Origin of the sequence: Pseudomonas sp. EA_65y_Pfl2_P78 (assembly GCF_963970495.1) — a bacterium.
Classification (GTDB): Bacteria; Pseudomonadota; Gammaproteobacteria; order Pseudomonadales; family Pseudomonadaceae; genus Aquipseudomonas; species Aquipseudomonas baetica_A.
Map to the genome: position 1 here is coordinate 257337 of NZ_CAXAON010000004.1, position 12382 is coordinate 269718.

15 protein-coding genes are annotated in these 12382 nt (G+C 58.1%); 6 read left to right on the top strand and 9 right to left on the bottom strand.

The window, feature by feature from the left end; translation table 11 throughout:
- Positions 1-254 precede the first annotated feature (254 nt).
- From AACY02_RS06275 to AACY02_RS06295, 5 genes are all read right to left on the bottom strand, one after another.
- Positions 255-1583, bottom strand: coding sequence for a deoxyguanosinetriphosphate triphosphohydrolase (locus tag AACY02_RS06275; protein WP_339431211.1), 1329 nt, complete (start codon positions 1581-1583; stop codon positions 255-257).
- A 70-nt stretch (positions 1584-1653) separates the two neighbouring features.
- Complete coding sequence (locus AACY02_RS06280) at positions 1654-2817, bottom strand: EAL domain-containing protein (protein WP_339431212.1); 1164 nt, start codon at positions 2815-2817, stop codon at positions 1654-1656.
- A 126-nt stretch (positions 2818-2943) separates the two neighbouring features.
- The gene (locus AACY02_RS06285; RefSeq protein WP_339431213.1) at positions 2944-3282 is read right to left on the bottom strand and encodes a hypothetical protein; all 339 of its coding nucleotides are present in this window, start codon (positions 3280-3282) and stop codon (positions 2944-2946) included.
- Entirely contained in the window at positions 3279-3665 is a 387-nt protein-coding gene (locus AACY02_RS06290) for a phage holin family protein (protein WP_221729181.1), read from the bottom strand. The genes AACY02_RS06285 and AACY02_RS06290 overlap by 4 nt, the downstream gene beginning before the upstream one ends.
- Positions 3666-3667: 2 nt before the next feature.
- Positions 3668-3982 carry a DUF883 family protein gene (locus AACY02_RS06295; RefSeq protein ID WP_339431214.1) on the bottom strand — a complete coding sequence of 105 codons (315 nt, stop codon included), beginning with the start codon at positions 3980-3982 and terminating at the stop codon, positions 3668-3670.
- Between the two features lie 306 nt (positions 3983-4288).
- Here AACY02_RS06295 and AACY02_RS06300 point away from each other — a divergent pair, with 306 nt between their 5' ends.
- The gene (locus AACY02_RS06300; RefSeq protein ID WP_339431215.1) at positions 4289-5497 is read left to right on the top strand and encodes an ammonium transporter; all 1209 of its coding nucleotides are present in this window, start codon (positions 4289-4291) and stop codon (positions 5495-5497) included.
- On the opposite strand, the gene AACY02_RS06305 is transcribed toward AACY02_RS06300, so the two are convergent.
- Positions 5494-7206 carry a cation:proton antiporter gene (locus AACY02_RS06305; RefSeq protein ID WP_339431216.1) on the bottom strand — a complete coding sequence of 571 codons (1713 nt, stop codon included), beginning with the start codon at positions 7204-7206 and terminating at the stop codon, positions 5494-5496. The genes AACY02_RS06300 and AACY02_RS06305 overlap by 4 nt on opposite strands.
- Positions 7207-7413: 207 nt before the next feature.
- Here AACY02_RS06305 and AACY02_RS06310 point away from each other — a divergent pair, with 207 nt between their 5' ends.
- The 3 genes from AACY02_RS06310 (at position 7414) to AACY02_RS06320 (ending at position 9042) form a co-directional block, all read left to right on the top strand.
- Entirely contained in the window at positions 7414-7650 is a 237-nt protein-coding gene (locus AACY02_RS06310; RefSeq protein ID WP_339431217.1) for a glutaredoxin family protein, read from the top strand.
- 112 nt (positions 7651-7762) lie between these two features.
- The gene (locus AACY02_RS06315; protein ID WP_003226726.1) at positions 7763-8080 is read left to right on the top strand and encodes a transcriptional regulator; all 318 of its coding nucleotides are present in this window, start codon (positions 7763-7765) and stop codon (positions 8078-8080) included.
- 71 nt (positions 8081-8151) lie between these two features.
- Entirely contained in the window at positions 8152-9042 is an 891-nt protein-coding gene (locus AACY02_RS06320) for a pseudouridine synthase (RefSeq protein WP_339431218.1), read from the top strand.
- 81 nt (positions 9043-9123) lie between these two features.
- Here the strand turns inward: AACY02_RS06320 and AACY02_RS06325 are convergent, their stop codons facing one another.
- Positions 9124-9345: a YgdI/YgdR family lipoprotein gene (locus AACY02_RS06325; RefSeq protein ID WP_339431219.1), complete on the bottom strand. Its 222-nt coding sequence runs from the start codon at positions 9343-9345 to the stop codon at positions 9124-9126.
- Between the two features lie 78 nt (positions 9346-9423).
- The gene (gene mobA, locus AACY02_RS06330; protein ID WP_339431220.1) at positions 9424-10026 is read right to left on the bottom strand and encodes a molybdenum cofactor guanylyltransferase MobA; all 603 of its coding nucleotides are present in this window, start codon (positions 10024-10026) and stop codon (positions 9424-9426) included.
- A gap of 81 nt (positions 10027-10107) precedes the next feature.
- On the opposite strand from mobA, the gene moaB reads away from it, so the two are divergent.
- On the top strand, positions 10108-10647 hold the full coding sequence (gene moaB / locus AACY02_RS06335; RefSeq protein WP_339431221.1) for a molybdenum cofactor biosynthesis protein B: 540 nt from the start codon (positions 10108-10110) through the stop codon (positions 10645-10647).
- Positions 10631-11857 (top strand): molybdopterin molybdotransferase MoeA, encoded by a 1227-nt coding sequence (locus AACY02_RS06340; RefSeq protein WP_339431222.1) that lies wholly within the window; start codon positions 10631-10633, stop codon positions 11855-11857. The genes moaB and AACY02_RS06340 overlap by 17 nt, the downstream gene beginning before the upstream one ends.
- Positions 11858-11918: 61 nt before the next feature.
- Here AACY02_RS06340 and AACY02_RS06345 read toward each other — a convergent pair whose 3' ends face one another.
- Positions 11919-12227, bottom strand: coding sequence for a hypothetical protein (locus tag AACY02_RS06345; protein WP_339431274.1), 309 nt, complete (start codon positions 12225-12227; stop codon positions 11919-11921).
- Positions 12228-12382: the final 155 nt, after the last annotated feature.

The window sequence follows — 12382 nt, forward strand, 5'->3', positions numbered from 1 at the left end:
CGAACTAGGTTTGGCGTAAGGATGTACAGGGAATGCAGTGGCTTATAGTTCGGCTTGAATGTTTTACAAGTGTTGGTTGTTAATGGTTTTTTATAGGTGTTTAAGTGTGCTGGTTCGTCGCTTGTTTGTTTTTGTTTGTTTTGCCGTTACGTCGCGCCATAAAACTGCTGAGTGTGCCCGTGTCATAAGGGATTGAGCAGAGAAAGTGATTGCCCGACATTCGGTCGGCTAAATGCCGACCGAATGAGGCTGAATCAGCGACTGGAGCGACCGGTCATTTCCAGCGCCATGTCGCTGGCGTAGCTGTCGGTCATGCCGGCAATGAAATCGATCATGCGTAAAAATGACGTGTGCAACGAACCTTGCGGATCCGGTGCGTTATTGCCCAGCAAATCGAGAATACGTCGACTCTTGAACGACGGTGTGCGCCCGTTGTGTTGTTCCAGTGCGGCGCCGCAGAACGAGTTGAGCAGAATCTCCAGCGTCGTGTAGGCGCCGATTTCGTGCAGGGTTTTGCGTTTGTCCTGAAAGATCTTCTTGCGGGCAATGTCCTTGGCGTTCAATACACAGCGCTTGGCCGGGCCGTGCATGTGCTCGACCAGATCGCCGTGCAACGTGCCGGCAAGCAGTGCGTCCTGTTGCTCGACAAAGGCCCGCGCCGCCGCGTTGGTCAAATGCTCGATGGCCTTGCCACGCAGGATTGCCAGTTTGCGTCGACGCGAATCCTGCGGGCCAAGCTGACGATAGGTTTCCGGCAGATCATCACCCACCAGTCCGAGCAGCAGCGATTCGACTTCGGCGTATTCCAGCAACTCCATCTCAAGACCGTCCTCGAGGTCGATCAGGGCATAGCAGATGTCGTCGGCGGCTTCCATCAGGTACACCAACGGATGGCGCGCCCAGCGCTGGTCTTCCAGTTGCGGCAGTCCGAGCTTTTGAGCGATCTGTTCGAGCAGCGGCAACTCGCTCTGATAGCAACCGAATTTGTGTTTTTTGTATCCCAGGGAGTCAGCGTGACGGGCTGTCCACGGGTATTTCAGATACGTGCCAAGCGTGGCGTAGGTCAGGCGGGTGCCGCCGTCGAACTGATGGTACTCAAGCTGCGTGAGCACCCGGAAACCCTGGGCATTGCCTTCGAAATTGAGGAAATCGGCGCGTTCGGCTTCACTCATGCCATCAAGCCAGCCACGCCCGGCCGCCTGTTGAAACCAGTGGCGAATGGCATCTTCACCTGAATGGCCGAATGGCGGGTTGCCGATGTCGTGAGCCAGACAAGCCGATTGCACGACCATCCCCAGGTCGGCGGGATCACACCAATCGGGAAGGGCATTGCGCAGGGTTTCTCCGACGCGCATGCCCAACGAGCGGCCGACGCAACTGACTTCCAGTGAATGGGTCAGGCGCGTGTGGATGTGATCGTTGCTCGACACCGGATGCACTTGGGTCTTGCGACCCAGGCGGCGGAAGGCGCCGGAGAAAATGATGCGGTCATGGTCTTTATGGAAAGGGCTGCGGCCGAGCTCTTGCGGGCTGTGCAGGGGCTTTCCGAGGCGTTCGCGGTTGAGCAGGGTGTGCCAATCCAAGGCTGATTCTCTCCGTCTGGTGACTGAATTGCCCTAGCTTCCCGGTTCACGGCGGCACCTGCAAGCGGAACTACAGCCCCGCCGCATCGATGTCGATCAACAGTAACCGTTCGCCGTTGTCGAAAAACTGTCCGGCCGTCAGGCAATACTGGTTGCTGGTAGCGTCGCGGTAGGTGTTGGAGAGGGTCAGGCGCCGCTCCTCCCAGCCTTCGGCGAGTAAATGGTAGAAGTACGGGCGCCATGACCAGTTGTGCCCTAGATACCGGTTATCAGCGACCCAGCCGTTGTTGCGCCATTCCAGATTGGGGGTCAGTTGCGTGCCATGACGGTCGCATTGATAAAACCGCAGCAGCCATGGGAAGGCTTCCAGTTGTGGCAATGCACTGAGTGGCGCGTGAGCCTGAGCCCAGTGTTGCAGGATTGCCATCAATTCACTGAGTTGCTTGCGCATCTGCATCAACCGTGCGCGTTCGGCGAGTTTCTGATGAACGTACCGCTGGCGTAGCTCGGCAAAACGCTGCACAAAAGCGTCTGTCGGATAGAAGGCTTCCTGGGCCCGGGCGAACAGAAAACCCTGCACGTAACGGGAACCGCACTCAAGGGCGAAATTCAGTTGGGCTTCGGTCTCGACACCTTCGGCGATGATCCAGCAGCCGGTTTTCTCGGCCATTTGTGCAAGCGCTTTCACCACATCACTGCTCGGGCCGCCTAGGGCGGCGGCCTGAAATAAACGCATGTCGAGTTTGAGGATATCCGGTTGCAACGCCAGTACTCGATCAAGTTGCGAATAACCGGCGCCAAAGTCATCGATGGCAATCCGCGCACCGGCCTGGCGATAACGCGCGACCACTTCGGCAAGGCGCTCACCATTGCCCCCCAATTCGGTGATTTCGAACACGATACGTTGCGGATCAACATCATGTCGTGTCAGTTGTTTAAGGCTGGGTAGCGCTTGATCGGAGCGCAGTCGACTGATCCAGCGCGGCGACATGTTCAGGCTGAGAAACCAGTCAGCCGGAGCTTCATGCAAGCGACTCAGGGCGTTGTCACGAATCTGCCGATCAAGGCGGCGCAGTGCGATGGCAGGCGTGCGGCTGTCGGCGAACAATGGCCCGACCGAGGTCAGTTGACCGTCAGCCTGACGCAGGCGTCCTAACGCTTCGACGCCTGCTATGCGTCCGGTGGCCGTGTCGATGAAAGGCTGAAAGCAGGCGAGCGGTTGCCCGTCGATCACGGGGCCTCCTTAGTCGTTCTTGTTCTGGCTGAACCCCGTCGACCGGGTAGGCGCGAGAGGATTGAACCTCCGGATACAGGAGGTTCATCTCGCGGCTATTGCAAGAATGTAGCCAGATGCGTTCGTTCAGCGTTTGCCAGAACCCTGCATGACCAGTTTGATCAGCGGCCCAAGGCTGGTGCCCAGACGAATCAATCGGGTCAGCCCCCCGACGCCGCCGCTTTTCGCGCCTTTGCCGGTAATAAAGCCCAGCAGTGTGACAGCCGCCACGCCCCACAGCGGCGCGTGCTTGATGCCCAAGCCACCCTGCAGGTTTTGTGTCATGCCGCGCATCCGCTGCAGGGGCTGCATCACCTGACCCGCTTCATGGCGGATTTCCTGCCGGTGCATTTCCATGCGAAGGCGGATAAGCGCTTTGCGCATTTCCCGGCGTGAGCTGTTCTGTGGAAGTTCATGCAGGCTCATGGCAGCAGGCGCTCCCGGTCATTGGCCAGCTCTTCGAGCGTGCCGTGGAAGGGCGAGGATTCATCGAAGATCGCAGCCTTGAGGCGCAACCCACAGAAGATCGCCGCCAGGGTGTAGAACACGCACAGGCCGATGATCGCCGGGAGACGGTAGGTGTCCCAGAACACAATCAACACCAATGTCGATAAACCGACCAGCAACAGCAGGGCAAACACCAACGCTAGGCCTGCAAAGAGCAACAGGCTGACGGTGCGTGCTTTCTGCTCTTGCAATTCGATGCCGAACAGCTCGACATGACTGTGCAACAAGCCAAGGACGGCAGCGCCCAAACGCCGCGTGGAGGAGGCGGTGCCCGCAGTCGGGCCGGATTCACCGATCGACATGATCAGCGCCGAGTGGCCAGCAGGCCGATCAGGAAGCCGACGCCTGCCGCGATACCAACGGACTGCCAAGGGTTGGCCGACACGTAATCTTCGGTGGCAGTGACAGCGGCCTGACCACGATCACGCAGAGTGTCTTCGGTCAGTTTCAGGGTTTCCCTTGCACGCAGCAGACTGTCGTGGATCTGATCACGCAGTTCATCGGCCTGATCGCCTGCCAGACTGGCGGTGTGCTCGAGCAAACGTTCGGTGTCGGCGACTAATGTCTGGAAGTCGTTGATCAGGATTTCTTGAGCAGTCTTTGCCTTGATGCTAGCCATGGTGGATCTCCGTAGGTGGCGTCTGAATCGTTCGAGTATGAGCCTTGCGCGAAGGTTCAGTACAAATGACTGGTACAACTTTTGCTGTGTCGTGGTGCGTCGCCCGGCTGTCGTGCGCGGTTGCTGGGCACGCAAGCAGGAAAACCTTAACTCAAACAATCCATGTTCGTGTCAGGACATCGACCTCGTGCGCCAAAGTGGTTCATCGGCCCCTGGGGTTCATGACAGTTTGGTCGCAACTTGGTGCATGAAATGCCCGCACGAACTGCTTTGGTGCCTTTTTTAAGCCCTCAGGTCTGCCTCTTTATGGAAAATCTGCAAAGCGCTGTGGACACGCTGGTTCACAGCTCCAATACGTTGTTCATTCTGATCGGTGCGGTGATGGTGCTGGCAATGCACGCCGGTTTCGCTTTTCTGGAGGTCGGTACGGTCCGCCAGAAAAACCAGGTCAACGCATTGTCGAAAATTCTCAGCGATTTCGCCGTCTCGACCCTGGCCTATTTCTTTATAGGTTATTGGATTTCCTACGGCGTGACCTTCATGCAACCGGCGGCGGTGTTGAGCGCCGATCATGGTTATGGGCTGGTGAAGTTTTTCTTCCTGCTGACTTTTGCGGCGGCGATCCCGGCAATCATTTCCGGCGGCATTGCCGAGCGAGCACGCTTTGTTCCGCAATTGTGCGCTACGGCGCTGATCGTGGCGTTCATCTATCCGTTTTTCGAGGGCATGGTCTGGAACGGCAACTATGGCCTGCAAGCCTGGCTGACGGCGCGGTTCGGTGCGGCGTTCCATGACTTTGCCGGTTCTGTGGTGGTACATGCCATGGGCGGCTGGCTGGCGCTGGCGGCGGTGTTGCTGCTCGGTCCGCGTAATGGGCGTTATCGCGAAGGACGTCTGGTGGCCTTCGCGCCGTCGAGCATTCCGTTTCTAGCATTGGGCTCGTGGATCCTGATTGTTGGCTGGTTCGGCTTTAACGTGATGAGCGCGCAAACGCTGCAAGGGGTCAGTGGTCTGGTGGCTGTCAATTCGTTGATGGCGATGGTCGGTGGCACCATGACGGCATTGATCGTCGGACGCAATGACCCGGGTTTTCTGCATAACGGCCCGTTGGCCGGGTTGGTGGCGATCTGCGCAGGCTCTGATCTGATGCATCCGGTCGGTGCGCTGATAACCGGGGCCATTGCCGGTGCACTGTTTGTCTGGTGCTTTACCGCTGCGCAGGTCAAATGGCGCATCGACGATGTGTTGGGAGTGTGGCCATTGCACGGTTTGTGCGGCGTCTGGGGTGGGATTGCCTGCGGGATTTTCGGCCAGACAGCGCTCGGCGGTCTCGGTGGCGTGAGTCTGATCAGCCAATTGATTGGCTCGGCGCTCGGCGTTGCGGTGGCGCTGATCGGTGGTTTCGCCGTGTACGGTGTGATCAAGGCGTTGCATGGGCTGCGCCTGAGTCAGGAACAAGAGTATTACGGCGCCGACCTGTCATTGCACAAGATCGGCGCGGTGAGTCAGGACTAAGTCTCCTCATGGTCGGCACCGGGGTAAAAACCGTGCAGCAGGCGATAGCGATCAATGCGTACCAGATCGACTTTTTCCTGTACCTGATGCGCCGGCAAACCGAGCATGATCAAGGCGTGCGAGGCCAGCATCAGGCTCGATTCCAACAGTTCCGGCACCACTTCGGTGGCGCCGGCGGCTTTCAATTCGGCCCATTGACTGTCGTCGCGGGTGCGCACCAGAATCGGTACATGTGCGTTGAGCCGGCGGGCTTCCTTGAGGATGCGCAGGGCGACATCGCTCTGATCCACCGCAATCACCAGCAGCCTTGCGCGAAGCAGGCCGACGGCAGTCAGGAGATCTGCGCGTGAGCAATCGCCATAATGCACGTCACTTTCTCCGGATGCGGCTTCCTGTACCCGCACCGGGTCGTTATCCAGAGCAATGTAGGGTTGCTTCGCATTGCACATGAAGCGGCCGATCGATTGGCCGACGCGGCCGTATCCACAAATAACCACATGCTTGTCGAGTTCGGCGTTGAGCGCGCTGATCTCCTCGATCTGTGCTTCCTGGTTGGGTTTGCGATGCAGGGCCGCAGCGATGCGTGGAGCGGCCCGCAGCAACAATGGTGTCAGTAGCATCGAGCAGAAGGTTGCCGCGAGCAGCAGCGCCCCCAATTCGTCGGGCATCATGCTGTTTTGTTGCATCTGCGCCATCAGCGCGAAACAGAATTCGCCGCCCTGTGCCAGGGCCAGACCGCTGCGCCAGGCGGTTTCACTGTCACTGCCGCGCCACTTCACCAGAAGCGCCACAACGATGCCCTTGATGACCATCAATCCGAGTGTGAGGCCGAGAATCAACAGGCTGTGGCTGACGAACAATTGCAGATCGATCAGCATGCCGATGCTGACGAAAAATACCCCGAGCAGAATGTCGCGAAAGGGCCGGATATCAGCCTCGATCTGATGCCGGTAGTGGCTTTCACCCAGCAGCATGCCGGCGAGGAAGGCGCCAAGTGCAGGGGACAGACCCAGCAGGTGAGTCAGCCATGCAGTCAGTAGCACAATTACCAGCGCCAACAGCACAAACAACTCTGCCGAGCGTGAAGCAGCCACTTCATGGAACAGCCGAGGCAACAACCAGCGACTGGCGAACAGCAGGCCGACAAACAGCACCCCGGTTTTCGCCAGGGTCAGCGGCAATGCCCAATACCATGCTTGATCGCTGCTGCCGGCGAACACCGGCACCAGCGTCAGCAGCAAAACGGCGACAACATCCTGAAACAGTAAAACGCCAATGGCATTCTGGCCATGACTGCTGAATACCTCGCCGAGGCTGCCCAGCTCTTTGGTCACGATCGCCGTGGACGACAATGACAGTCCGGCGCCGAGCAACAGCGCTGGAGTCATCGGCATGCCCAGCAGCATCAGCAGCAGCCCCAGCAGCGCTGCGCTGATAAGCACCTGCTGGCTGCCCAGGCGAAACACCACCTGGCGCAACGCGATCATCTTCGACAGGGAAAACTCCAGGCCCAGCGAAAACAGCAGAAACACGACGCCCAGTTCGGCCACGTCTGGCAGGTGTTCACTCTCGTTGACCCAGTCGAATGCGCTCGGCCCGACCAGCAGCCCCACGCACAGGTAACCCAGCACCGGCGGTAGCCGCAGACGACGGAACAGGGCAATCACCACGAGGGACGAGGCGAGGATGATCAGCAGGTTGGCAAACACTAGGCACTCCGATGTCAGGCTCTGGCTTCTCAAGCGTAGAGGCAAAAAGAGCGGAAGCATCGCGTAATTGGTTATTGCGTGAACTGATATGAGTCAGGGTTTTGCGAGGGAAACGCCAAAGAGGCGCTGAAGCCTTTGGGCGGTGGTGGCTCGACGGGTTTCCAGGGGAGGCCTAGAATAAATTCATTAAATTTTGGTTGAGCAACCATGCCTCCTGAATGTCAGTTGTTCGGCACCCTGGGGTGTCATTTGTGTGAAGTCGCTGAAGCCCAATTGATGCCTTTTGTCGAGCACGGCCTGCTTGTCGAACTGGTGGATATCGCTGAGGACGAGCGCTGGTTTGAGGCCTATAGCCTGCGGATTCCGGTGCTGCGCCGAGTCGACACCGGTGCGGAACTGGGCTGGCCGTTCAGTGCCGATGAGGTCGCGGCGTTCCTTGGTTGAGGAGCTTTACCGGATTATCCCGCTGGTCGCCGATGCGAATCCATCCCTTGGCACTTCACGGTTTATTCGGTTACTGTATGGGCATACAGTAATTGGGTCAGAGGGACGAACTGTGGTCAATGTCGAACAGTTGAAGAACAGCGTGAACCGGATGTCGGTTGACGTGGTGCGCGAGGCCGTTCTCGAATTGCGCCTTGACGGACTGGTCACGGAAGGCAAGACGCCATTCAACAAATTGCATTTCAACACGTGTTTTGCCGAGATCGAAGCCCTGTTTCAGCGCGCCGGTTACCACAAGCAATTGGATGTGGTTGGCTATCAGGGTTTGCTCTATGCCTTGTATGACCCGGGTCGCTGGGAGGCTGTCGATGTGTTGCGCTGGCTCAAGGAGTTCACCGAGGCGGCGGCACTCAAGTCGATTCCCGCCTGAGGATTCTGCGCTAGGTTCGCTTCTCTCATTGCGGGATAATGCCAGCCTGCATTGAGGGTCCGAATTTTCGTATGTCCACATCAACATTCTCTGCTGCGCAAAATCAGGCCAGCACGCTTTATCTGCCACCCGGTAAGTGGCCGACCGTACTCGATTGTCTGTGCGAGCACTTCAGTGCCATTGGTCGCGAGCAATGGCTGGACCGAATCGCCCGGGGGCGGGTACTCGATGGTCAGGGGCAGCCAATAGCGGTGGACCTGCCCTACAAGGAAGGCTTGCGGATTCACTACTTTCGCGAGGTGCCGGACGAAAAGCCGATCCCGGTGGTCGAGTCGATTCTCTATGCCGATGAGCACTTGGTGGTGGCTGACAAACCTCACTTCCTGCCTGTCACGCCGGCCGGCGAGTATGTCGAGCAGACCTTGCTGCGCCGGCTGATCCGGCGTCTGGATAATCCCCATCTGGTGCCATTGCACCGTATCGACCGGCATACGGCGGGGCTGGTGATTTTTTCTGCCAATCCACAAACCCGCTCGGCGTATCAGTCGCTATTTCCGACGCGGCAGATCGACAAACGCTACGAAGCCATTGCCCCTGCCTTGCCCGAACTGAGCTTCCCGTTGGTGCATAAGAGCCGCCTGATCGAGGGGGAACCGTTTTTCCGCATGCAGGAGGGGCCGGGAGTCAGTAACACTGAAACGGCTGTCGAGGTTCGGGAGAAGAATGGCAATCTCTGGCGCTACGGCCTGTATCCAGTGACCGGCAAGAAGCATCAACTGCGTGTCCACATGACCGCGCTGGGGGCAAGTATCTGCAACGATCCGTTTTACCCGGATGCGCTGAAAGACGTTGAGGACGACTATGCCAATCCGCTGAAACTCTTGGCGCAAGGACTTCGTTTTATCGACCCGGTAACAGGTGAGGAGCGCGAGTTCGAGAGTCGTATCACCCTGCAATGGTGACGCCGTGCGCACTTTTTGAGTGTCCATGAAAAAGCCCGCATGAAAATGCGGGCTTTTCTGTATCCGTTGTCGACGTAGAGCTTAAAGCTCTTTAACGGTACGAACCTGATCCTTGTTGATGCGAGTTTCTTTACCGTCCAGCTGTTTGAACTCGTAGAAACCTGAATCTTCGTCGTATTGCGGGGTGTCGACGGCCTGGATTTCGCGACCGTCATTCAAGGTGATCACTGTAGGCGAGGAGCAACCGGCGAGGGTAGCGAGGCCCAGTGCGAGCATGAAAGTGGCGAGGGTCCGTTGAGTCATTAGTGTGTCTCCGAATGGGAATTCTTTTGGTTACTGAGCTTGAGACGTACGCAAGACGTCAGAGTTCCTTCGATAATGTCAGTCTGACACGGTGTTGTGTGAATTTAACAGGTCGGGGGTGTTCAGGTTAGCCAGTCGCGGGTCGTTGTCGGGGCATTGCAGGGCATTGGCGCCCAAGCTGCGCATCACTCGGCCGGGGCTGCGTTCACCGGCGTTCCAGGCGTCTTCGAAGGCCGGTAAAAGGGCGGCCGGAATCACGCAGAGCAAAGGTTCCCAGTGCTTGCCGTGGCGCAACATTAAAGGTTTGTCAGGATGCCGGTTGGCGGTTTCGCGCATGTCGTGCAGCAGCGCTGCGTCGATACTCGGAACATCACATGGCAATACCAGCAGGTGAGGATGGCGCGCGGCTTTCAGGCCCGCACGAATGCCCGCCAATGGTCCTGGAAAGTCGCTCTCGTCATCGATCACCAATTGATCGGCGAACAGCGCATAACGCTCGCGATTGCGATTGCAGGAGATGATCAGGTCGTCAGTCAGTGGGCGAGTCTTGCGCTGCAAATGTGCGATCAGCGGGTCGCCCCTCCACTCCACCAGACCTTTGTCCTGACCGCCCATGCGCTGGCCGCGTCCGCCTGCCAGAAGGAGAATGGAGCAGGGCGGCAGTTGCGTCTTCAAGGTCATGGCTGCTCTCCAGAGGGGCGGCAAAAAAAGGGGGCGCTGTGATATAACACCGGGCTGTTTCCCCTACAACTGGACGAGCCTATGAAAGCCAAGGCTGATGTACCTTTCGTGCCGCTCAATATTGCGGTTCTGACTGTCAGCGATACCCGAACCCTGGAAACCGACACCTCCGGTCAGGTCTTCGTGGACCGCTTGACTGCAGCTGGCCACGTTCTGGCCGAGCGTGTCTTGCTTAAAGATGACCTCTACAAAATTCGAGCGCAAGTCGCCCACTGGATCGCCGATGATGTCGTGCAGGTTGTGCTGATCACCGGTGGCACCGGTTTCACGGGGCGTGACAGCACGCCGGAAGCCGTGGCGTGCTTGCTCGACAAGCAAGTGGATGGGTTTGGCGAGTTGTTCCGGCAGATATCGGTGGCCGATATCGGCACCTCTACCGTGCAGTCCCGTGCGCTGGCCGGCCTGGCGAATGGCACACTGGTTTGCTGCTTGCCGGGTTCGACCAACGCCGTGCGCACGGGCTGGGATGGCATTCTTGGCGAGCAATTGGACGCTCGCCACCGCCCGTGCAATTTCGTGCCTCATCTGAAAAAGGCGATGCCTTGTGAGTCCCGTGGGTAAGCCGGGCAAGACGGGCTCGCTGATGCCGGTCGAGGAAGCGCTGGCGCGTTTGCTGGATATGGCCGAGGCCTCGCCAATCGTCGAGCATGAGTATTTGCCACTGGCGCTGGTCGAAGGTCGGGTGCTGGCCGAAGATTTGATTTCGCCCCTCGATCTGCCACCTTGGCCCAATAGCGCCATGGATGGATATGCCCTGAACCTGGCCGACTGGACCGGCGAACCTCTGCCAGTCAGTCAAAAGGTGTTTGCCGGGCAGTCTCCCGAAGCTCTGAAACCCGGTACCTGTGCGCGCATCTTTACGGGAGCGCCGGTACCGTCTGGGGCTGATTGCGTAGAAATGCAGGAAAACGCTGACGTTCAGACTGATGGAACCGTACGCTTCATCGAACCGATGAAGATCGGCCAGAACATTCGCCCACAAGGCCAGGAAACAACGGTCGGTGAGTTGATCCTGTCGGCCGGAACCCGGCTTGGCCCGATTGAGCAAGGTTTGGCTGCTTCGCTGGGCTGCGCCGGTCTGACGGTTGTGCGCAAGGTTCGGGTGGCGGTGATTTCCACTGGCGACGAATTGGTCGAGCCGGGTCAACCGCTGGGGCCAGGGCAGATCTACAACAGTAATCGGGTGCTGCTGTGCAGTTGGTTACAGCGTCTGGGCTGTGAAGTGATCGACGCAGGCATTCTTCCGGATGATCTGGCTGCCACCCGCGCTCGCTTGGGTGAGTTGCAGGATGTTGATCTGATTCTTTCCACCGGAGGCGTTTCGGTGGGAGAGGCTGATTTTCTGGGTGTCGCTTTGCGAGAAGAGGGCGAACTGGGCCTTTGGAAGCTGGCAATCAAGCCCGGAAAGCCGCTGACATTTGGCCATTTCCGCAATGTGCCCGTTATCGGGTTGCCCGGTAACCCGGCTTCGACGTTGGTGACTTTCGCGCTGCTGGCTCGGCCTTACCTGATGAGGCGCCAAGGCGTGCGGGATGTCGGCCCCCTGAAGTTCAAGGTGCCAGCAGGCTTTGTCTGGCCTGTTGCCGGCAATCGGCGTGAATACTTGCGGGGGCGTCTTGAACAGGGGAGGGCGACTATCTACAGTAACCAGAGCTCAGGTGTGTTGCGCAGCGCCGCGTGGGCAGACGGATTGGTTGAAGTATTGGAGGGGGGCACTCTGCTCGAAGGAGACGAGGTCGTCTTCATTCCGCTGAGTGATCTCCTGGGCTGAACCCTGCTTCGCAAATGCAGGCGTCGACTGATCCTGTCGACGCCTGCAATGTTTCGTTCGGTCAATGGCTGATCAGTGCAACAAGCTGGTCGAATCGGCTATTGGCCACCCAACCCAACAGACTCAGCACTACGGCTGTTGCGCCCGCCGAGTAGGCGAGACGGTGTTTGATCGTTCTGACGTCACTTCGGACTTCGTCCATGTCCCGTCGAATGTATTTGAGGTGGGTTTCCAACTCGGTCACACGAGGTTCCATATCTGTTTCTCCAGTGGTCTTGGTGCTGCTTTTGAAATCGGACTTGTGACTCGCGCGACATTCGGCGAGAGGGGCAACCGGACTCACTGGCATTCTGGCTTCATGGCTTGACATGGACATATCCACTTGCTGTTTCAAATGTACGCCAGCGACCTTTTTCATCTTTCGAGCTATTAAAAAACCTTGGGGAGTTTCCACTCATTACATGCACATCCTTGTGTTGTCGGATTGATGATTGATACCGCCGGCACACGGTGACCCAACTGTTC